This window comes from Ilyobacter polytropus DSM 2926, assembly GCF_000165505.1.
GTDB lineage: Bacteria > Fusobacteriota > Fusobacteriia > Fusobacteriales > Fusobacteriaceae > Ilyobacter > Ilyobacter polytropus.
In genome coordinates this window covers 904,718-926,238 of the sequence record NC_014633.1, presented here as the reverse complement: position 1 = coordinate 926,238, position 21,521 = coordinate 904,718, and the positions used below count along the sequence as shown (strand labels likewise).

Annotated in this window: 19 protein-coding genes and 9 tRNA genes; 25 read left to right on the top strand and 3 right to left on the bottom strand. The window is 34.3% G+C overall.

The window, feature by feature from the left end; genetic code table 11:
- Positions 1-154: 154 nt before the first annotated feature.
- Both hflX and galE read left to right on the top strand, forming a co-directional pair.
- The gene (gene hflX, locus ILYOP_RS14240) at positions 155-1,480 is read left to right on the top strand and encodes a GTPase HflX (protein WP_013389187.1); all 1,326 of its coding nucleotides are present in this window, start codon (positions 155-157) and stop codon (positions 1,478-1,480) included.
- Positions 1,481-1,551: 71 nt separating this feature from the next.
- Positions 1,552-2,523 (top strand): UDP-glucose 4-epimerase GalE, encoded by a 972-nt coding sequence (gene galE, locus ILYOP_RS14235; protein WP_013389186.1) that lies wholly within the window; start codon positions 1,552-1,554, stop codon positions 2,521-2,523.
- Positions 2,524-2,546: 23 nt separating this feature from the next.
- On the opposite strand, the gene ILYOP_RS15380 is transcribed toward galE, so the two are convergent.
- Positions 2,547-3,845 (bottom strand): GNAT family N-acetyltransferase, encoded by a 1,299-nt coding sequence (locus tag ILYOP_RS15380; RefSeq protein WP_013389185.1) that lies wholly within the window; start codon positions 3,843-3,845, stop codon positions 2,547-2,549.
- A gap of 185 nt (positions 3,846-4,030) precedes the next feature.
- On the opposite strand from ILYOP_RS15380, the gene ILYOP_RS14225 reads away from it, so the two are divergent.
- From ILYOP_RS14225 to ILYOP_RS14125, 21 genes are all read left to right on the top strand, one after another.
- Positions 4,031-4,537, top strand: a complete 507-nt coding sequence (locus ILYOP_RS14225; protein WP_013389184.1) for a hypothetical protein — start codon at positions 4,031-4,033, stop codon at positions 4,535-4,537.
- A gap of 329 nt (positions 4,538-4,866) precedes the next feature.
- Positions 4,867-5,862: an adenosine deaminase gene (gene add / locus ILYOP_RS14220; RefSeq protein ID WP_013389183.1), complete on the top strand. Its 996-nt coding sequence runs from the start codon at positions 4,867-4,869 to the stop codon at positions 5,860-5,862.
- Positions 5,863-6,054: 192 nt separating this feature from the next.
- Positions 6,055-6,130 (top strand) — tRNA-Lys (locus ILYOP_RS14215).
- A 5-nt stretch (positions 6,131-6,135) separates the two neighbouring features.
- A tRNA-Thr gene (locus ILYOP_RS14210) sits at positions 6,136-6,211 on the top strand.
- A gap of 7 nt (positions 6,212-6,218) precedes the next feature.
- Positions 6,219-6,294: transfer RNA gene (locus ILYOP_RS14205), tRNA-Gly, on the top strand.
- 4 nt (positions 6,295-6,298) lie between these two features.
- Positions 6,299-6,373: transfer RNA gene (locus tag ILYOP_RS14200), tRNA-Glu, on the top strand.
- A 7-nt stretch (positions 6,374-6,380) separates the two neighbouring features.
- Positions 6,381-6,456, top strand: a tRNA-Val gene (locus tag ILYOP_RS14195).
- Positions 6,457-6,461: 5 nt separating this feature from the next.
- Positions 6,462-6,536: transfer RNA gene (locus ILYOP_RS14190), tRNA-Glu, on the top strand.
- A 5-nt stretch (positions 6,537-6,541) separates the two neighbouring features.
- Positions 6,542-6,626, top strand: a tRNA-Tyr gene (locus ILYOP_RS14185).
- A 16-nt stretch (positions 6,627-6,642) separates the two neighbouring features.
- A tRNA-Ala gene (locus ILYOP_RS14180) sits at positions 6,643-6,718 on the top strand.
- A 10-nt stretch (positions 6,719-6,728) separates the two neighbouring features.
- Positions 6,729-6,805: transfer RNA gene (locus tag ILYOP_RS14175), tRNA-Met, on the top strand.
- Between the two features lie 506 nt (positions 6,806-7,311).
- Entirely contained in the window at positions 7,312-7,986 is a 675-nt protein-coding gene (locus ILYOP_RS14170; protein ID WP_013389182.1) for a TVP38/TMEM64 family protein, read from the top strand.
- Positions 7,987-8,053: 67 nt separating this feature from the next.
- Positions 8,054-8,410, top strand: a complete 357-nt coding sequence (locus ILYOP_RS14165; RefSeq protein WP_013389181.1) for a rhodanese-like domain-containing protein — start codon at positions 8,054-8,056, stop codon at positions 8,408-8,410.
- A gap of 246 nt (positions 8,411-8,656) precedes the next feature.
- Positions 8,657-9,496, top strand: coding sequence for a sulfurtransferase (locus tag ILYOP_RS14160; RefSeq protein ID WP_013389180.1), 840 nt, complete (start codon positions 8,657-8,659; stop codon positions 9,494-9,496).
- Positions 9,497-9,523: 27 nt separating this feature from the next.
- Positions 9,524-12,118: an FAD-dependent oxidoreductase gene (locus ILYOP_RS14155; protein WP_013389179.1), complete on the top strand. Its 2,595-nt coding sequence runs from the start codon at positions 9,524-9,526 to the stop codon at positions 12,116-12,118.
- A gap of 40 nt (positions 12,119-12,158) precedes the next feature.
- Positions 12,159-13,706: a rhodanese-like domain-containing protein gene (locus ILYOP_RS15580; RefSeq protein WP_013389178.1), complete on the top strand. Its 1,548-nt coding sequence runs from the start codon at positions 12,159-12,161 to the stop codon at positions 13,704-13,706.
- Between the two features lie 307 nt (positions 13,707-14,013).
- Entirely contained in the window at positions 14,014-15,216 is a 1,203-nt protein-coding gene (locus ILYOP_RS14145; protein WP_013389177.1) for an ABC transporter substrate-binding protein, read from the top strand.
- Positions 15,203-16,087 carry an ABC transporter permease gene (locus ILYOP_RS14140; RefSeq protein ID WP_013389176.1) on the top strand — a complete coding sequence of 295 codons (885 nt, stop codon included), beginning with the start codon at positions 15,203-15,205 and terminating at the stop codon, positions 16,085-16,087. Before ILYOP_RS14145 ends, ILYOP_RS14140 begins: the two co-directional genes overlap by 14 nt.
- On the top strand, positions 16,088-16,849 hold the full coding sequence (locus tag ILYOP_RS14135) for an ABC transporter permease (protein ID WP_013389175.1): 762 nt from the start codon (positions 16,088-16,090) through the stop codon (positions 16,847-16,849).
- A complete protein-coding gene (locus ILYOP_RS14130; RefSeq protein WP_013389174.1) occupies positions 16,843-17,868 on the top strand; it encodes an ABC transporter ATP-binding protein in 1,026 nt (341 codons plus the stop codon). The genes ILYOP_RS14135 and ILYOP_RS14130 overlap by 7 nt, the downstream gene beginning before the upstream one ends.
- A 15-nt stretch (positions 17,869-17,883) precedes the next feature.
- Entirely contained in the window at positions 17,884-18,465 is a 582-nt protein-coding gene (locus ILYOP_RS14125) for a CDP-alcohol phosphatidyltransferase family protein (protein WP_013389173.1), read from the top strand.
- A 95-nt stretch (positions 18,466-18,560) separates the two neighbouring features.
- Here ILYOP_RS14125 and ILYOP_RS14120 read toward each other — a convergent pair whose 3' ends face one another.
- Together ILYOP_RS14120 and ILYOP_RS14115 are read right to left on the bottom strand one after the other, a co-directional pair.
- Positions 18,561-19,199, bottom strand: a complete 639-nt coding sequence (locus tag ILYOP_RS14120; protein WP_013389172.1) for a pyridoxine/pyridoxamine 5'-phosphate oxidase — start codon at positions 19,197-19,199, stop codon at positions 18,561-18,563.
- Positions 19,200-19,393: 194 nt separating this feature from the next.
- Positions 19,394-20,173, bottom strand: a complete 780-nt coding sequence (locus ILYOP_RS14115) for a nucleotidyltransferase family protein (protein ID WP_013389171.1) — start codon at positions 20,171-20,173, stop codon at positions 19,394-19,396.
- A 126-nt stretch (positions 20,174-20,299) separates the two neighbouring features.
- Here ILYOP_RS14115 and ILYOP_RS14110 point away from each other — a divergent pair, with 126 nt between their 5' ends.
- Together ILYOP_RS14110 and ILYOP_RS14105 are read left to right on the top strand one after the other, a co-directional pair.
- Positions 20,300-20,851: a hypothetical protein gene (locus ILYOP_RS14110; protein WP_013389170.1), complete on the top strand. Its 552-nt coding sequence runs from the start codon at positions 20,300-20,302 to the stop codon at positions 20,849-20,851.
- Between the two features lie 28 nt (positions 20,852-20,879).
- Positions 20,880-21,428, top strand: coding sequence for a hypothetical protein (locus ILYOP_RS14105; protein ID WP_013389169.1), 549 nt, complete (start codon positions 20,880-20,882; stop codon positions 21,426-21,428).
- The last annotated feature ends 93 nt before the right edge of the window (positions 21,429-21,521 follow it).

The following is a 21,521-nucleotide window of genomic DNA, read 5'->3' as shown; positions in this document are numbered from 1 at the left end:
ACATTTCTATTAAAGATGGTCTTATAGTGTTTTTCTTTATAAGTTCAGATTTCATCTTTTATTTTTATATTATTTTGTTTACTGATATTCTAAATTTATATGTATAAAAAATTTAAAAACTGGTATTATATAGTAAAAGATATTTTCAGATGAGGTGATTAATATTAGCAGTGAATATATATTTAACAAAAATATAAGAGGACGAGCTATTTTAGCAGGACTAGACGTCTACCAAAAAGGTGAGAGTATAAACCTCGAGGATTCATTAAATGAGCTAAAAGAACTGGCAGGTGCGGCCAGTATAGAGGTGATAGATATTATCACTCAAAGCAGAGAAAAAATGGAGTCTTCTACCTATATGGGAAAGGGTAAAATAGAGGAAATCAGAGATCAGGCCATAAGAAAAAATGCAGACATGGTTATCTTTGATGATGAACTTTCCGGTATACAGATTCGTAATCTAGAAAGAATAATAGGTGTAGAAATCATAGACAGAACCAGTCTTATTTTGGATATATTTGGTCACAGGGCAAAGTCTAAAGAAGGTAAACTCCAAGTAGAACTTGCCATGTTGAAATATCAGAAACCCAGACTCATAGGTCTAGGGGGAGAGTTGTCTAGAACAGGTGCAGGTATAGGAACCAGGGGTCTAGGAGAAACAAAACTAGAGCTTGACAGAAGGGTAATATCAAAACGTATAAGTGATATTGAAAAAGAACTAGAAGAGGTAAAAAAACAGAGGGAAGTTCAGAGAAAGCAACGTAAACGTACCTCTATACCTACAGTAGCTCTTGTAGGCTATACCAATGCAGGGAAGTCCACAATTATGAACCACCTTATGCAGATGGAAGAAGAGGAAGATACAAGGACAAAGTCCTTTGTAAAGGATATGCTTTTTGCAACTCTAGACCCCTTCCACAGGAAAATTAAGCTTGAAGATAATCTAGAGTTTATACTTATAGATACAGTAGGTTTTGTTAGCAAACTTCCTCATGATCTTGTAGAATCTTTTAAATCTACTCTTGAAGAAGTTGAAGAGGCTAGCTTGCTTTTATATGTAGTAGATATATCTAGAGAAGACTATAAACATCAGCTAAAGGTCACTAGAAATGTGGTAGAGGAACTAAATGTAAAGGACACTCCTTTTCTTGTGGTTTATAATAAGATAGACAAACTTAGTTCTGAGGAACTAGAAAAAACAGGTGATATCTTTGAAAAGTCTGTATATATATCTGCTATAGAGGGGAAAGGTATAGGGGAACTTTTAAAAGAGATCGAAAAAGAAATTTTTAAAACAAGCAAGGAAGTAACTTTGTTGATTCCTTTTTCAAGAGGGGATATTTCTTCATATATTCTCGACAGTACAAGGGTAATTCAGCAAGAATATACAGGTGATGGACTTCTTGTAACGACATTTCTGAAACCTGAAGATGTTGAAAAGTACAAGCAGTATATTTTAAAAGACAGCGATAAAGATTAAATAAAAAATAAAATTTTTGAAAAGTATTTTGAATATATTGAGTTGTCAAAATAATTGAGGAGAGGATGTTTATGAGGGTACTTGTTACTGGAGGAGCTGGCTATATAGGGAGTCATGCTGTGGTAGAACTTTTAGATGGTGGATATGAGGTGATTATACTTGATAACCTTGAAACGGGTCATATAGAGCTTGTAGACAGCAGGGCAAAATTTTATAAGGCTGACTTAAGAGAAAAAGAAAGTCTGAGAAATGTTTTTAAAAAGGAAAAAATAGACGTGGTTATGAATTTTGCCGCTTATATAAAAGTCGGGGAAAGTGTAACCGAGCCAAATAAATACTATGAAAATAATACCGGTGGAGTTCTCAATCTTCTAGAAATAATGAAGGAATTTAATGTAAAAAATATTGTTTTTTCATCTACAGCTGCGGTGTATGGGGAAGTTTCAGGAGACGATCTGGTATCGGAAAGTTTTGACTCTCAGCCTATAAACCCCTATGGAATGAGTAAATTTATGGCTGAGGAAATAATAAAGGATTCAGCTTCTGCATATAATATGAATTATGTTATTTTTAGATACTTCAACGTGGCCGGAGCCCATGAAAAATATCATATCGGTCAGATAGGCGAAGGAATGACATCACTTATTCCTGTGGTTCTAGAAGCTGCAAAGGGTGAAAGGGACAAAGTTGAAGTTTTTGGAGATACATATAGTACCAAGGACGGAACAGGGGTGAGAGACTTTATCCATGTTACTGATCTTGCCCGTGCTCATGTGATGGCGATAAACAAGCTAAAGAAAGAGGAAAGTGGTTTATTTAACCTTGGAAACGGCAATGGATTTTCTGTATTTGAGATTTTAGACGCAGCCAGAAGAGTGACAGGGAAAGAAATACCTGCAGTGATATCTGAAAAGCGGCCAGGAGATCCTGCCTGTGTTGTAGCCTGTAGCGAAAAAGCCAATGAAGATCTGGGATGGGAGCCAGAATATACAAATATAGATGATATAATAAAAACTGCATGGAACTGGTACAAAAATATATAAAGGAGCCTTTTTAGGCTCCTTTTTCAGTGTATTTGGTAAAGTTCCATTTTTATGAACTCTTCTTCCCCTGCAAGGGAATAGGTTTTGTATTTTGATATTTCTTCAAAACCAAGTTTTTTATAGCAGTTAATTGCCCTTTTATTAAAACTTCTAACTTTTAGGGTGATAGTAGAATTTGCATTTATTTCTTTACACTTTTCTATAAGAATACCTACTACCCTAGTTCCATATCCATAGCCACAAAGGTCAGGACGTATACCGACACCAATGATTATTTCCCCTGATCCTTTTACGATTTGTCCGAAACCGATAAGAGAGTCCTGTATAAAAAAACCTATGAACTCTTTTTTTCTTTTTTCTTTAAAAGTAATGGCCCACCGAAGTTTTGACATCTCATCCCAGGATGGAAAGTTGTATACAGAAAATTCATCTGGATATTCCCAATTAACGATCTCCTTAGCTTGACTTTCACTTAGGTTTCCTGCAGATAATTTTTGTATATTCTGGGGAAGTATAGGAGGGAGATACATATTTATAAAGTCTGGAAAGGGTTTAGAGACAACTTCATAGAAACTTTTTCCAGATAAAATAGTTCTTCTGAAAATCTGATAACCTAAATTTTCCGGAAAAGAATTAGTTTCTAAAAACGGAGAAAGATTTATCTCTTTCATCTTTTCTAAGGTGTTTGATAAAGAGTTATAAGAGTTTAGAAGTTCATTTAATTTGAGAGAATCTCCAAGAAAATGTGAGTCTGAGTAATCAAAAGAGCTAGAGCTCATATAAAGTCTGGTTGAATAAGCTGCAGCTCCTTTGTAGTGAATAAGATAATGTATAAAATCCATATAGTGGACAGGAGCTAGGTGATTTAAATCAATTTTGTATGGATGTTTACGGGTATAGAGGAAAAGAGTTGTTTTATAAATTATTTCAGGAATGATCTCCTGGTAATTATTACTGTCTATATATTTTCCAATATTTACAAAAATTTCATTCTTGCTGTTTTGTTTTTCGCCTAAAGTGAAAAAAAGCTCTGTATTCTCTATGTTGTGCTGCGGAAATAAGTATTCTGTATGTTTTTTTAAGTTATGAAACCAGACATTTTCATGAAAGGTCAGTTCCTCTATAATCTCATTAATTATGCTTTCTTTATTTAAAAAGTTTTGAAAAATCGGATTTTTCCTGAAATCTTGAATATTTTCTGAGTTACAGCAGTTATTTTTAAGAAAAATTTCTGAGAAGGGATGTGACATAAATTCTTTTAGAGTTTTGTTTTCTCTAATGAAATCAAAAAAAGTATTGGGGAAAGAATAATCAATTTTCATAAACACCACCATTTAAGAAGCTTTTTTAATAAGAGATTACTTTATAAAAAGATAAAGTTCAAGACAGCTGAAGAAGAATTTTGATTAAATAATTTAAATAAAGTACTCATCTGTTTAATTGATTAAGTATAGAAAATAGATTATAATTTAGATATAGGCTGTATTATTATATAGGAGGGGATTTTATGAAAAAAAATATTTTATTTTTATTTATTATGATTTTTTCAGTTTCTTCTTGGGGGTATAAGATAAGCAGTAAGGATGAGTCAAGATACAATATCGATTATTTTAGAGGAAGTTTTAGAATGATGAAGGTAGACTATGATAGGTTTGGAGATAAAAAGGATTCAAAGAAACTAGGATATTATAACTTTATTCCTCTTTATAAAAATGGTGAAACAGTTGGGTATGGAGCCATAACCCACATAAAGAGCTATAACAAGCATGAGGCACTTTTAGCAATAATTTCTCCTGAGGGAAAACTAATGGACTTTTATCTTCCAGATGCAAATGATAAACACCAGGAGGTTCATGACTATAATTGGAAAAACAGTTACATAGGAAAAGAATATGATGAAATGGAATTTGACGGACTTGCAGGTTCCACTTTTATTGCAAATAGTACTTATGGAGAATTGAAAAGTATGTTGAGGGCTTTTGAATACAGAAAAAAAGATATAGTTGGTAAGTAACTATTTTAAAGTTAAGTATACTTTTTACCGCTCTTTTTAAGGGCGGTATTTTTATACAAATTTTTAAAATTTGACAACTGTCCTACTTTTTTTCTTTTTTTGGTGATAATATAAGTAAAATCAAAAATAAAATTATATTTCTCTGTTATTAATTATGATAGAGACCTTTGGCAGAAACTATTAATTTTCTGATTACGAAAAAGATTTAATTATTATGTTTTTTTCGCAATGAGATTTTTTTATTTCTAAGTAATTGATAAATTATAAAAAACAAATTTAAGTTTTTAACTGCATTTAAGTAAAATTTTATTTTATTTATAGGAGGAGAAATGAACGTAAACTCTTTACCAAAAATAGAATTACATTGTCATCTAGACGGGAGTATAAGACCTCTTAGTGTTATAGAGATAGCTAAAAAGGATGGGATAGAACTTTCTACCTACGACCTTGATAAAATTAAAGAAAAAATGATAGCTCCTATAAACTGTAAGGACCTCAGTGAATACCTAACAAGATTTAGTCTTCCTGGACTTGTGATGCAGTCGAAAGAGAACCTCATAAGAGTGACCTCTGAACTGATGGAAGATGCAGCTAAGGAAAATGTGAAATACATAGAAATAAGATTTGCACCTCAGCTTCATACTCAAAAAGGACTTACAATAGAAGAGGTTATTTCTAGTGTTATAACCGGTATGAAAATTGGAGAAAAGAAATTCCAAATATACGGAAATATTATACTTTGTTGTATGAGGAATTTTGATGTCGAAAAAGCCTTTGAAGTAGTTGAAAAAGGAAAAGAATTTTTAGGCAGAGGAGTAGTTGGGATAGACTTGTGTGCCAATGAAAATAGAGGCTTTTGTGAGGCATTTCAGGAGCCGATCAAACTGGCCAAGGAGTATGGTTATAGGATAACTATTCATGCGGGAGAAACTGGTATAGGGGAAAATGTAAGGGATGCGGTGAAATTACTAGGAGCCGAAAGGATAGGTCACGGGGTGTTTATAAAAGATTGTCCAGAGGCTTATGACATTGTTAAAAAACAGGGTATAACTTTGGAAATGTGTCCAACAAGTAATATTCAGACAAAAGCTGTAAAAAAGTTTTCAGAGCATCCTGTTTACGGATTTTTAAAGGATGGGATAAAAGTTACACTAAACACAGATAATAGGACAGTATCAAATACAAACTTAGAAAAAGAGATAAGTCTTGTTTCTAAAGAGTTTCATATCACATATGAAGAATATAGGACAATATACTACAATAGTGTAAAAGCATCTTTTGCTTCAGAAACCCTGAAAAAGAATCTAATGAAATTTATGAAGTGATAGTATTCTTTAAGCACAAACTTTATACAAAAATTCCCAGTCTTTATAAAGTTTATCAACACATAATAAAGTTAGTATTTATGAAAGTTTAAGAAGGGCTTTCGACTTTTTAATAATCTAAATAAAAGATAAAAAAAAGCGTTGACAAAGCCCTGTAGCTATGATATTATTAATCCTGTTGCAAGAGGAAATGCGTCACTAGCTCAGTTGGTAGAGCACACGACTTTTAATCGTGTTGTCACAGGTTCGATCCCTGTGTGACGCACCACTTATGCCGCTTTAGCTCATCTGGTAGAGCAACTGACTTGTAATCAGTAGGTGATTGGTTCGACTCCGATAAGCGGCACCATTATTATGCGGGAATAGCTCAGTTGGTAGAGCGTCAGCCTTCCAAGCTGAATGTCGCCAGTTCGAACCTGGTTTCCCGCTCCAATAAGCCCCGTTCGTCCAGTGGTAAGGACACCAGATTTTCACTCTGGAGACAGGAGTTCAATTCTCCTACGGGGTACCAAAAATATGGTCGCATAGCTCAGTTGGGAGAGCACCTGCCTTACAAGCAGGGGGTCACAGGTTCAAGTCCTGTTGCGACCACCAAATAAGCCCCGTTCGTCCAGTGGTAAGGACACCAGATTTTCACTCTGGAGACAGGAGTTCAATTCTCCTACGGGGTACCAAAAATGGTGAGATTCCCGAGTGGCCAAAGGGAGCAGACTGTAAATCTGCCGGCTCCGCCTTCGAAGGTTCGAATCCTTCTCTCACCACCATTAATTTTTAAAAGTTGGGGCTATAGCTCAGCTGGGAGAGCGCTACGCTGGCAGCGTAGAGGTCACCGGTTCGATCCCGGTTAGCTCCACCATTATTTATAAGCCTAGATAGCTCAGTTGGCTAGAGCACACGGTTCATACCCGTGCGGTCGGTGGTTCGAATCCACTTCTAGGCACCATTGATATTCAAGCACCTAATGGGTGCTTTTTTTTTATTTCCAAACTTATACGATAGATAGAAGGTTGACTTTATAAAAAACCCATGATATTCTGATCCAGGAGAAAAATACTTAAAACACAAGAATTATGTGTGATATAAAGTTATTTTTATGTTTCTTATTAGAAATATGGCTAATTTTAGTCTTCCTTTTTATTTAAGATCAAAGTCTACCAAAAAAGTATAAATAAATTGTAACAGGTCGATTTTTTTATAGTATCAAACAACTTTTTCAATAATAAAATAAAAATAATATAGAATATATCAGCGGCAATAACTTACAATGAAAATATTAAAAATAATATATATGATAAATAAAAAAACCTAAAAAACATTTTTTAAAATAAAAATTGCCCTTATTTAAATATTAGGGTAATATAATGTAATGAATGGTTAATGTGCTAATAAAAATGATAAAATAAGTAAAATATACTGGAAATAAGGTCTGCCTATTGTGGGGAGTGGGGTATGAAAAATAAAAAAGGAATGGTAATTTTGATAACCTTCTTTATTGTGATTTTCTTGTTGTATAAAGGCGGAGTTTTCGGTTATATCAGTCTTGAAAATATAAAAGAGTTAAAAAATTGGATAAATAGTTTTGGAGTATTAGGGCCTTTAGTTTATGTGGTACTTTACATAGTAGCATGCATTTTCTTTTTGCCAGGACTTCCCATTACAGTGTTGGGAGGGATAGTATTTGGACCTATTATGGGGACAATATACACAGTTATAGGAGCTAGTCTGGGACTGTCATCGGCATTTCTTGTGGCTAGATATCTCTTCAGGAGATCTATAGAGAAAAAATTTTCGGATTCTCTGATTTTCCAAAGGATAGATCAGGGAGTTAAAAAGCAAGGTTGGAGAATTCTAATGACCACAAGATTGGTCCCTATTTTTCCTTTTAATGTTCAAAATTATGTCTATGGACTGACGGGTATCAGTTTTTTGCAGTATTGGATTCTTTCTACAGTTTTCATAATCCCTGGTACGGCTGTCTATACACTTAGTGCAGGGGCTATAGCCAGTGGTGAAGGGTTATCTACTAAAAATCTTACTTATCTTGGAATTGCTGTCCTTTGTTTTGTATTTATATCTTTGATTCCAAAATTTTTGAAAAAAAATGAAGAGTTTAAAGAAAAATAATAGTAACACAGATAAATTTTTTTACGGGAAAAAAATTATTATTTAATAGAATTAAAGGATGTGGTTTATGGTGTTAAATTTTTTCAAAAGAAAATCTGATGGGTTCAAAATAGTTTCAGTTGAAGAGGCTAAAAATCTTATTGAAATGAAAAAGGATATGATTTTAATTGACGTAAGAACCGAAAAAGAAAACAAATTTGAAGGTAATATTGATGGTGCGATTTTAATTGATTTTCTAAAGCTAAATCATTTTAAAAAAGAGCTGGAAAAACTAGACAAAGAGTTGCCGTATCTTGTATTTTGTGCAATTGGGGGAAGAAGTAAGGCTGCTGCTGCCTTGATGACTAAAATGGGTTTTAACGAAGTCTATGACATGGCAGGTGGGATCAAAGCTTGGCAAAAAGAAAACAATAAAAATATCTGATTTGAGATTACGAATGTTTGGATTTGTGAAAAAAATATGTTTATTTAATTTATTCAGATTCAAAGAATAAGCTTTTTAAAAATTGGTTTTTATATTTAGAAATTTAAATTTTAATAAAATTAGATATTAAAAAAGGTTTGAAATCTTGAAATATCAATAATTTTTTAAACAAGAAAAATTATTTTAGTTTAAATATAGTTAAATTATTAACAGTAACATAAAAATAAAATCTAGGAGGGAGAAAAGATGAAGAAATTAGTAGCTTTATTGATGATGGTGACACTTTATGCAGTTTCAGTGGCGGGAGGTCTAATCACACCGGAAAAATTGAATAAGATCAAGGATAAAAAAGATGTGGTGGTATTGGACTACAGATGGAATAAGGTTCCTGAAAAAACAATACCAGGAGCCATGGTGGTATTGAATAAAGAATTTTCAAGGGAGAGAGACGGAGTCAAGGGAATGGTTCTTCCAAAGGAAGAATTCGAAAGTTTTATGTCAAAAATGGGAATAGAAAATAAAGATACAGTAGTGATTGTAGACGATAATGGGATGATGAATGCCACAAGATTATGGTGGATACTGAACCTTTATGGACATAAGGGAGATGTCTTTATATTAGATGGTCAAATAATGGCGTGGGAAAAATCAGGTCTTCCAATGGCGGCACCTAGCAAGCCTTCAAAAACTTCAAAATATGTAGCGAAAGATGCAAATCCAAAGCTTGTTGCAACTCTGGAAGAGGTAAAAGCATCAATTGAAGACAATCAAATGGTTGTGCTTGATGCGAGATCTAAACTTGAGAGAATCAAGGGACATATACCAAATTCCGTATTTATTGAATGGAAAGAAAATATAACAAAAGATGGAAAATACAAATCTAAAGCTGAACTAAAAAAGCTTTATAGAGATTCAGGGATAACTAAAAATCTAAAGGCTATAATGCCACACTGTAAATCTGCAGTAAGATCAACTCAGTCTATGTTTGCTCTTGTGGAAATTCTTGGATATGACAATGTAAAAAATTACGATGGATCTTGGCTTGAGTATGAGGCTGTAAAAGCACCTGTAAAATACGGGATGTAAGAGTCGAGGTAATTTAGGAGGATAAAAATGGGTGTATTGCCAAAAGAAGTAATGGAAAATATGAAGGATATTGTAGATAATTGTATGGGTGATTCCAATCCGGCATGTCAATCTTCTTGTCCTATGCATACAGATATAAAAGAGTATGTGAGACTTGTAGGAGAAGGAGACGGAGAAGGTGCTATAGGGGTAATAAGAGAAAAATTATTTTTACCTAAAACTCTTGGTAGAGTCTGTGCCCATCCTTGTGAAGCGGGATGCAGAAGAGGGGATGAAGATAAACCTATATCTGTAGCAAATATAAAGAGGTATGCTGCTGATAATTTTGACAACCCGGTAAACTGGGATCTGAATAAAAAACCTGCCACAGGAAAAAAAGTTGCAGTTATAGGGGCAGGACCTGCAGGGGCACAGGCAGCGATTGACCTTTCTAAAAATGGTCATGAAGTAACTATTTACGATAAACTTCCGGTATATGGAGGTATGATGAGAGTAGGGATCCCTGCTTACAGGCTTCCTAGAAACATAATTGATGAAGAATACTCAATACTTGAAATGTTAGGAGTAAGTGTCAAGCTAAATACTGAAATAGGTAAGGATATAGATTTTGAAACTCTCAAGAAAGAAAATGATGCTGTAATCATAGCAGTTGGAAGACAGGCTGGAAGAATAGACCGTAGTCTCAAAAATCACGACGCTCAAGGAGTATATGATGCCGCAGAATATCTAAAGGAAATATCTCTTACTAATGGCTCTGAAGGAGTTGGGAAAAGAGTTGCAGTAATAGGTGGTGGAGATGTTGCCATGGACTGTGCTAGGTCTTCTCTCAGGCTTCAGGGAGTTGAAGAGGTCTATTCTGTTTGCCTAGAGCCTAGCTATGAAGAGATGACCTCTTCTATGCATGAGGTTAAGGGTGCCATAGCAGAGGGAGTAAAGTTTAATCTGGCGATGGGAACAAATGAAATCTTAATTGATGATAATGGTAGAGTAAAAGGTCTAGAGATCAAAGAGTGTATATCTATCTTTGATGATGAAGGGAGATTTAACCCTACATGCAATGAAGATAACAAAAAAATGCTAGATGTTGATACAGTTGTTTTTGCAATAGGTCAGGGTGTAGATTCTGGATTTGACAAGAAAGAAACTCTCGCTAAAAGAAAAAACGGGACCTTTGAAACTGATGAGCTTACAAAGCAGTCTGTAAATAATGAGAATGTTTTTGTGGCTGGAGATTGTGCCTCGGCTTTCATAGTTATAGAAGCTATGGCTGAGGGTAGGAGTGCTGCCATATCTGCAGATAGATTCTTAAAAGGTGAAGACCTGATGTCTGGCAGAACAACAGAGGAAGAAGCTGCATATAAGACAAAACTAGAGCTTCCAACTGAGTATTTGTCAGAAGGATGGGACGCTGCTGAAAAGGTAGAAAGAGTCATTGCTAAAGAGTTGGATCCAACTGAAAGGATAAAATCTTTCGATGAGACAGAATTTACATTCACCAAGGAGCAGGCAGAAAAAGAAGCCAATAGATGTCTTCAGTGTACATGTAAATTATGTATGAAAGAGTGTATTATGTTAAATGACTTTACAGATTGTCCTAAGACACTTTTTGAGGAATACCTTGAAAAGGGTTATGCAGCAATGGACCCAAAAATAAGTTATTCTTGCAATGCATGTTCCCAGTGTACACTCAAATGTCCAAAGGACTTTGATATGAAGGGAGCCTTTATGGGCATGAGACCGGAATATATAAAAGACAACGGAGGAAAATCTCCGATGAAGGGTCATAGTGCTATAGAGGTACATCAATATTTAGGATACTCAAAATTCTTTAATACAACAAATAAGGCTCCAGAAGGAGAGAAAACAAAATATGTATTTTTCCCTGGATGTTCTTTGCCATCATATAATCCAGAAGCAGTAGGGAATGTATTGGGGCACTTACAAGATAAACTCGATGGAGGGGTAGGTTCTGTCTTGAAATGCTGTGGGAAGCCAACTAAAGCTCTAGGTCAAAAGGAAAAATTTAAAGAGAGGTTTGGTGAGGTTCAAGCTGAGATTGATAGATTGGGAGCAGATACTGTAATCGTTGCCTGCCAGTCTTGTCTTGCAGTGTTTTCAGAATATCTGAAACAGAATGTGGTTTCTCTGTGGACTCTGCTTCCTGAAATAGGTCTTCCTGATGAAAAATATGGAATAGGTAAGGGTTCAGATATTGTATTTAACATCCATGATTCGTGTTCTGCTAGAGAGAGAAGTGATCTTCATGATGGAATAAGATGGATAATAGATAATATGGGTTATAAAGTAGAAGAGCTTGAAAATTCCAGAGAAAAGACCAGATGCTGTGGTTTCGGAGGGATGGTAGTTCCTGCAAATCCAGACTTGGCAGGAAGGGTAATGAAAAGAAGAGCTGAAGAAACTACAACGGGTCATATGATCTCTTATTGTGCAGCCTGTAGAGAATCTATGGAAAATGGGGGAGCAGACTCAGTTCATATATTAGACCTGTTATTTGGAGAAACCTATACTAAAGAAAAAGTTAATAATAGAAACATGGGGCCTGTAAAACAATGGATGAATAGATATAAGTCAAAACAAGAACTTGATAAAAAAAGTAAATAGTATAGTGTGGTGTAATTTCCTGCACTTAATGGAGGGTCAAATGAAAAAACTACTTGTTTCTGTAATCTTTTTATTGGTATTTGTGATTGGAGTAGCTAATGAAAATCCTACAGCAGTAAAAAATTATGATCAATATTCAAATTCTAAAATACTGATCAGCCCTGAAAAAGCAAATGAAATGCTGACAGCGGATAAAAATATAGTTGTATTAGATGTAAGAAAAGAGCCTGACTATAACAAGGGTCATATACCTGGTTCGTACCAGATCTGGAGGCCATCTTTTTCAGCAGATAAAGGCGAGTATGAATACGGTGGTATGAGGGCTACAAGGGAAAAAATGGCTGAAGTTCTCGGAAGTTACGGAGTAACTGGAGACACATATATAATGCTAGTAAGTGCAAAAGCAGAGTATGATGCAGCCAGACTGTGGTGGATCCTTGATATGTATGGCCACGAAAAAATGGTTCTTATAGATGGCGGAATAGATGGATGGAAAAATGCAGGGCTACCGATGGTAGCTGAGACTTCTGCAAAACCTGAATCTGTAAAATACGAGTTTCCAAAGTCTGAGGACACCTCTAAGTTTGCCACTATAGAGGATGTGAAAAAAAGTATAGGGGATGATAATACAGTCGTAATAGATACAAGGACAGACTTTGAACATGATGGGCTAGCTCAGTATAAAGGAGCTTTCGCCAAAGGAAGAATTCCTAGTGAATACTATGTTCCTTGGGATAAAATGGTAAATGAGGATAAAAGCTTCAAGTCAAAAGAAGAGATGGAGGCTATCCTTGCAGAAAACGGAATCACTAGAGATAAGCAGATCATCTCTTATTGTCAGTCGGGAGTAAGATCGGCTCATATGACCTTTGTATTGAGTCAGTTACTAGGCTGGGACAACGTAAAGAATTATGATGGTTCTTGGATTGAGTGGTCTTATAATGCAGTGAATGGGAATGTAGAGCTTGAAAAAACAAGTCTTTTCAAAGTTTTTTTCAGCTATATGAAATCTAGAGAAAAAATGGAAATGTTAATTGGAAGTCTTGGGGTATGGGCTCCTGCAGCATACATACTCATGTATGCCCTGATAACAATTACCTGTATATCTGTACTGCCTATAACTTTAGTGGGAGGGCTCGTATTCGGAGGAGTTAAAGGGGTTATCTATACTGCAATCGGTGCTTCTCTAGGACTTTCCATGGCATTTTTGATAGCTAGATATATTGCTAGAAAGCCTATTGAATCTAAATTTGGGAATTCAGAGGTCTTTAAAAAGATAAATGAAGGGGTCAAAAATGATGGTTGGTTTATCCTTGCTACAACAAGGCTGATTCCAGTTTTCCCATTCGGGATACAGAATTATGTTTACGGACTTACATCAATTAACTTTATGCAGTATTCTTTATTATCCACCTTATTTATCCTTCCAGGAACCGCTGTTTTTGTTCTATTAGCAGGAGCAGTGGCATCAGGAGATAAGGCTACGGCTATAAAGATGTCTCTTACAGCATCTCTGATATTCTTTATATTGACAGTAATAACAAAAATAATAGCTAAAAAGTCAAAAGCTTCTGTAAAATCAGTATAGTGAAAAGCCCTCTAAGGAGGGCTTTTACATTGGATAAAAATTGATAAATAATATACCGCCATCACTCCCTAAATAATTTTTTTATAAATTAAATGGTTGTTTTAAATTTTTAAGAATATATTATTACTAGATACAGGAAGAAAAGACCTCATATTTGCTAATGGAGAATGTATATTATATAATCAAGATATAAGTCTAATAATGTATTAAATATTAGAAGATTTAATTTTTTTATTAAAAATTTGAATTTTCTAATAGAAAATATGGTAAATTAGATACTGATGAATAATTGGAATGGGGGAGCACGATGAAAAAAGTTGTATTTTTGATTTTAGTCCTTATGGCAGTGGCCTGTGGTAAAAAAGAAGAGGATGCTACAAAGCTTGATTATAGCTGGGGAAAAGTGGAAAAAAATTCTCAAGGAACAGAGGTAAGCATATATATGTGGGGTGGATCTGCAGAGATAAATAAATTTATGGATACTTTTGTAGCAAATTCACTAAAAGAAAAAAATAATATAATTCTTAACAGAGTTCCAATCACAGATATAAAAGACACTGTAAATAAGCTCATCGTTGAAAATCAGGCGGGTAAAAAAAATGGAAGTGTGGATATTATATGGATAAACGGAGAGAATTTTAAACTTCTTAAAGAAAGTAATGTTTTATGGGGAAATTTTGTGAAAAATCTTCCTATAATAGAAAAAGTGAAACAAGAAACTCTGATAAGTGACTTTGGAGAACCTATAAACGGGTTGGAGGCTCCCTGGGGAGAAACACAGTTTAATTTTATATATGACAGCTCTACTGGAACCCTACCTTTCATAGATCATGAGACTCTCAAGGAATATGTAAAAAACAACCCGGGAGTTTTTACATATCCGGCTATCCCTGATTTTACAGGAAGCGCTTTTGTGAGAAATATGGTTATAGATATAATAGGAGAAGAGAAGGCTCAAGGTATGAGTAATGAAAAATTTAAGGTAGCTCTTGAAGAGGTATGGAATTACTTTGAAGAGTTAGAACCTTATTTATGGAGAAAGGGTGAAACCTATCCTGAGAGTGAAGGGAAACTGGATATACTATACTCCAACCAAGAGATTGCTGTAACTATGGGATATGCAGTCAATAAAGCGAGCAATAAAATCACATCTGGAGAATTTTCTGAGAACAGTAAAAGCTTTCTTATAGAAAAAGGAACTCTGTTTAATAATCATTATTTGAGTATACCTGAAAACTCTAAAAATAAGGCAGGAGCCTTATATGTAGTAAATTATCTGTTGTCAGAAGATGCACAGCTAGCAAAACAGGATCCAAAAAACTGGGGGGATTCTACTATTCTAGATATGAGTAAATTATCTCAAGAGGATAAAGAAAATTTTGAAATACTAGGACAGTCAGATGCACTTCCTACGCTAGAGGAAAGAGCGACAAAAAGAGTGAGAGAGCTTTCTCCGGAAAAGCTTGAAATAATTGAAAAGGGATGGCTAGAGAAGATTGGAAAGAATTAAAAGATATATCTATCTGATGCCTGTAATTTTATTCATAACATTGTTTTTTGTTTATGGATTTATCTATGGGCTGTTGCAGAGCTTCGGACTAAATAAAATAATTGGGAAATCCGAGTTTACACTAAAGTATTACATGGAGGTTCTAGGCAGTGAAAGCTTTTTGGATTCGCTGGTATTTACATCAAAAATGGCAATCTGTTCTTCAATGTTATCTCTATTGGTTTCTATAGGATTGCTTTTTTTTCTATATATGAATATAAAGGGCAGATATTTCAAAGGTAATTACTTAAAGAAAATAATAGAAAGCCCTTTACTAGTGCCTTACCTAGTGGCATCTTACCTTATACTGATCCTTCTTTTACAGAATGGATTTATCAGTCGTTGCCTAGTGGCTACTGGATTAATAGAAAGTTACAGGGAGTTTCCTATCATAACAAATGACGAAAAAGGAATTGGGATAATGCTAACTTATATATGGAAAACCTGTCCCTTTGTAGTTATGATGTCTTTTCCGGTTCTTCAGAGAATAAATAAAAAATGGGATTCGGTAGCTTATATTTTTGGTGTGGGGAAAATAAGGTTTTTTTTCGAAGTGGCGCTTCCATTGATGGGCCCATCTCTTCTTATGAGTTTTTTTATCATAATTGCTTATATGTTTACAGCATTTGAAACGCCTTATATACTTGGTGTGACTTATCCAAAGGCTCTGGCAGTAATGGCTTATGATATGTATTCTAAGGGGAATCTTGCTGACAGGCCAAACCTTATGGTGATAAATATGTTTATCTCATTGGTTAGTATGACAGGGGGAGTATTGGTATACTGTCTTCACAGATTCACCGTAGGTAAAAATCAAAGGGCGTGGGATTAGATGAAAAGATTAGGAATGAAACTAATTGGGGTTATTATAATGATATGTTTTATACTTCCCTTTGGAGCTCTTATATACGAAAGTTTAAACTTTGATTCATGGCTTTATATAATAAATGACAAAAAAACTTATGATGCTTCAATTACCACTGTTATAACAGCTATGCTGACCCTTTTTCTTAATATTATGCTTGGGACTCCAGCTGCAAATATACTGGCAAGAAAGAATTTCAAAGGTAAAAAAATTATCCAGGGGCTGGTTTTTCTCCCGTTGATTATTCCATCTTTTGTTACCAGTATGGGAATCTATTTTACTTTTATCAGGCTAGGGCTTTCAGAAACTCTTATAGGGGTTGTTTTTATACATACGGTACTTACCCTTCCGTATTACATTCATTCTACAACCATAGGGTATGGGACTCTCAATGAAAATTATGAAATAGTTGGTAAGATGCTAGGGGCCAACAGAATACAGAGATTTTTTTACATTACTTTGCCTCATATTATGCCTTCTGTAATCGCAGGTGGTAGCCTGGTGATAATAGTATCCTTTGCACAATACTTAAATACCCTCATAATAGGAGGGGGGAAGGTTTTGACCATCCCTATTTTGATGTTTCCGTATATATCGGGAGGGAATATAAAGGTGGGGGCTGTATACAGCGTACTCTATATATTTATAAACTTTTCTTTACTCTTTATTTTGGAGAGAAAATTAAAGAGGATCTACAATAAAAAAATGACAGGGGACATAGTATGGTAATTTTGGAAGATATTGGTAAAAATTATGATAATTTTAAAATGAAAAATTTTAATCTAAAAATTGAAAAAGGTGAGTTTGTAACCCTTCTGGGAGAATCTGGATGTGGAAAGACCACTTTGTTAAATATAATTTCTGGATTAACAGAAGACTATGATGGGGAAGTTTACATACAGGGTGAAAAAACTAGAGGAAAATCCCCTAAAGAAAAAGGCCTGTCAATGGTTTTTCAAGATTCCCTGCTTCTTCCAAATCTAAATGTAGAGGATAATGTAGCCTTTGGCCTAAAAATGATGGGAATAAGTAAAAAGAAGAGACTGGAAAAGGCTAGAGATGTGTTGAAAGAGCTTGGACTAGGTGGTTTTGAAAAAAGACATCCATATGACCTCAGTGGAGGCCAGAAACAGAGGGTGTCTATAGCAAGAGCACTTGTCATGGAACCTAAACTTCTTCTTATGGATGAACCTTTCTCAGCACTAGATGAAGGACTCAGAGGAAAACTACAGAAACTTCTAAAAAAAATTCAGAAAAAACATAAAAGTACTGTACTCTTTGTGACTCACGACAGAAATGAAGCATTTTATCTATCGGACAAAATTGCCATATTGGATAATGGAAAACTTGCTCAGTTTGATACTCCATTGAACCTCTATAAAAAACCGTCCTCACCCTTTGTGGCAAAATTTATAGGAATAAATAACATATTCACTGGAAAGATCAAAGATGGTATCTTTTATAATGAAACCATAGAATTTCCTGTAAAATTTAGTGAGGCTGAAAAAGTCTGTCTGGCTTTGAAGTCAGAGGACCTAAGAGTAACATTGGAGGAAAAAACAGATGGTAATGAGGGTGTTTTCAAAGGCATAGTAAAGGACAGCTCCTTTAAAAGTGGCTTTTATCATTTGGATATTGATATAGGCGGAGAGTGTATAGAGGTGATTCAAAACCGTGTTGAATTTCCTATAGAGAATCATATGGAACTCTATATAAGGTATAACAAAGATAATATTATATTGATATAAACAGAGGTGCTAAAAATGCTAGACACACACGCTAGGAAACATGTACAACCAATTATTGAAAAAGTAGCAGATTTTTTTATGAGATATAATTTTACTGCCAATCAAGTTACTGTTATGGCTTTTTTTATGGGAATATCAACGGGGATTTTTATCTACTTTAAAATGCCGCTAATGGCCATAGCAGTCTTGTGGTTGTCAGGTCTCCTCGATGCGGTAGATGGAACTATAGCCAGGGAAAATGGGTCGACCCCCTTTGGAACAGTTATGGATATAACCTTTGACAGACTTGTGGAAATATCCGTTATATTAGGGCTGGCATTTAGGTTTTCAAATACTAGAATGACAATGCTAATTTTGACTTGCAGTATAATATTTTCCATGACAGTTTTCCTAACCACCGGAATGATGGCCGAAAAAAAGGGAAGTAAGTCCTTTTATTATCAGGCTGGAGTGGCTGAAAGGACTGAGGGGTTTATATTTTTTACAATGATGATGCTTTTTACAAAGTATATAAATCCAATAGGGGTGGTATTTTTATCAGCGGTTATTTTTACAGCATCCCAAAGACTTTTAGAGGCTAGAAAAATACTGGGATAACTTTTATTTGAACACATAAAATCTAATCTTTGTATAATTAAAAAAGGAGTTTGTACAAACTCCTTTTTGTAGTTTAATTTATTTTCATAATTACACTAAGATGTAGTTTTTTTCTTTGCCCATTTTCCATTAATAAGTTGATAAGTTAATTTTTGGTGCACTCCACCCTCTATACCCTCAAGGAATTCGATATATTTAGGAGTGATATCATAACCTCCCCAAAATTTCGGGCAGGGAATAGAGTTGTCCTTGAATTTGTCTCTGATTTGATCAAAATGATTTTTTAATTCGTCTTCTTTTAAGATTGCCTTTCCTTCTTTTGTAGCCCATATCATGATCTTATCTTCCTTTGGTTGTTCATTAAAATAATCCTTAGATTCCGATGCAGGTATTTTTTCGAGATCACCTCTTATAAAAATCTGTCTTTTTGTTTTTTTGAAAAAGAAATGAACACCCACAGAGCTTTTGGAACCTAATTCTGAATTATAATAATTATCATAATTACCGAAAAATCTGAGTTTTTCATTTTTAAAGGATTTTAGAGGAACAGTGCTCATTGTGACACCGGACTGGGTTACTGTGCTAAGAGTCATGGTATTTGGAAAATTTTCTCCTTTTTCATAGGCTTCTATAAGCCATTCGTGAAGATGCTCTAATGGGTATTCCTGGAAATCTTTGATAGGTATTTTCCCTCTTTCATAATCTCCTTTATAAATTCTAAGATCTGAAACCATATTTTCACCTCCTTCTTTATACTTTTAATTTTATAAATTTCTGGTTGTTTTCCTTTTCAATAAAAAAATAAATTATATAAAATTGTATAAAAAAAGTAAAAAATGAATAATTACCGAAGGTATTTTTCGTCAAAAATATGTTTTTACAGGTATAAATAAAAAAAGCTGTCCCAATATAAGGACAGCTCATAATATTATTTGAATTTATTATCCAATTCTCTAGGGTTTGGATTGTTTTTACCGACCTCTTTTTTTAATTTTTTTAAAAACATCCCCATTTCATCTGCACTTCCTACAATTCTATTGAATATTCCCAGGTATTCAGAAAGAATAGGATTGTCTATATCATATGGGTATCTTATTATATGGTCTATTTCGCTCCAGGCCTCTTCGAAAACAGTTCTCACCTGAATCTCTACAAAGACTTCCTTTTGAGGGCTTAGAGAGGCTCCTATAAGGTAGTGTACAGATCTGTAACCGTGTTCTCTCACAATAATATCACAATTGTAGTTTTTTATCCCTTCCCTCAGCTTATCAAGGTTGTAGTCTCCCCTTCTTATATTGATCTGAGGGGTTTCTTTTGTTTCCCATAAATCGATTATTTCTTCATGTATGCTTTTCCAGTCATCTTTGAATAGATGTAAAACTCTAACCCCTATAAGGTCAGTTACAATTTTTTTGTAAGTTTTGACATTGATGCCTCTGTCTGTGTATTTCTTTCCCTTTCTTATGATTTTTTCAATAAGATGTTCCGGTTTTTTTACCCGACGTCTTACAGAATGGACATCTTTTAATGCCATTATATATAAAACGATCTCTTCGGCTCTCTTTTCCATAAGAGGAACCAGTAACGTGTAATCTTGATATATTTTTTCAAGCTCACTCCACTCTAGTCCGGTACTTTTAAAGTACTCTTCGTCTATAGAGAATTCTTTAAAAAAACTCTCTCTATTTAATATTTCAGAACTGCTCATAAAATCACCTCATAATCTTCCTAATGCCTATATTACTTCAATCTTCTTAAAAAATCAATAAAATAAAAGGTCTATGCAATTTATTAAAGTAAAGTAGTTGTAGAGAGAAATATTGGAGGGGTATTTATGAATATGATTTCTTTAGAGGCAATGAAAGCTATATGTTATTTTTATGGTATGTTTAGCCTCGTGACTCAGTTTAGCATATCTCCTGAAAAAACTCCCACGTGGTTAGTTATACTTATCTCTTTTTTCTCAGTGGTCGTATTTATATTTATAATGATGAGATTTAAAGAAGAATTGAACAAACGGCTGAATAGTGTAAAGATGGACAGGGTAATAATAATAATGATATATCTGTCTATTGCCGGATATGCCACATCACTATTGGGAAGAGCCTATCCCCAAAGTGTTGTCTATATGCAGCTTTTCCTGGGTATAGGGGGTATAGTTTTAGACGTTATTTATGCTCTTTTTTTGAAAAATTTGGATGCTCCCCTTGAGAAACTTGAGAAAGTAAAAAGCCTGAAACTTTATAGTAACTGCATCCTAGTTGCAGTATTTATGATATTTACCATAGTGGGAATTATTTTTGCAGTATTCCTTATTAGTCTCAGTTATTTTATTCTTGGAAATATTTTTATGGAGATGAGTTATCTAGAAGAGGCCAAGGAGTAAAAAACTCTATTATAAAGGTGTGATTTTTATGAAAGAGGTATCTCTTAACGTGATGAAGCAAATATGCTTTTTTTATGGAGGGTATAACCTTGTTCTCCAGTCTCTTCAGATCACCAAAGAATCTCAGAGACCTCCTTTCTGGTTCATAACAATGGGGACATTTATTTCTGTTTTAATTTTCACTTTTATAATGCTGAGATTTAAGGAAGAGCTAAATAATAAACTTCACAGTTTTAAAATGAATAAAATAATAAATCTGATGATATGTCTCACCATTGCAGGTCATGGTGGAATGATTTTGGCAAAATCTTATCCTATGCAGCTTTTCTGGTTTCAGCTAGCCTTTGGAGTTGCAGATCTTATTCTCTTGGTAATTTATGCAGTTTCTTTAAAGAGGCTAGATGCCCCTTTGGAATTGCTGGTAAAATTAAAAGACCTTCCCCTATACACCAATTGCATACTGACAGCAGTTTTAATGGCTCTGAGCCTCATAGGAATAGTAATATCTATTTTCCTTATAAGTTTAAGTTATTTTATACTAGGAGGAATTTTTGCGGACCTAGAGGAGATAAGCTAAATTCAGAGGAGTTAATGAAAGCTAGATAAAGAAAACCTTATAAAGAGGTTTTCTTTTTTTTATTTCCCGTGTAAAATTGGTTAGGGTGATGAT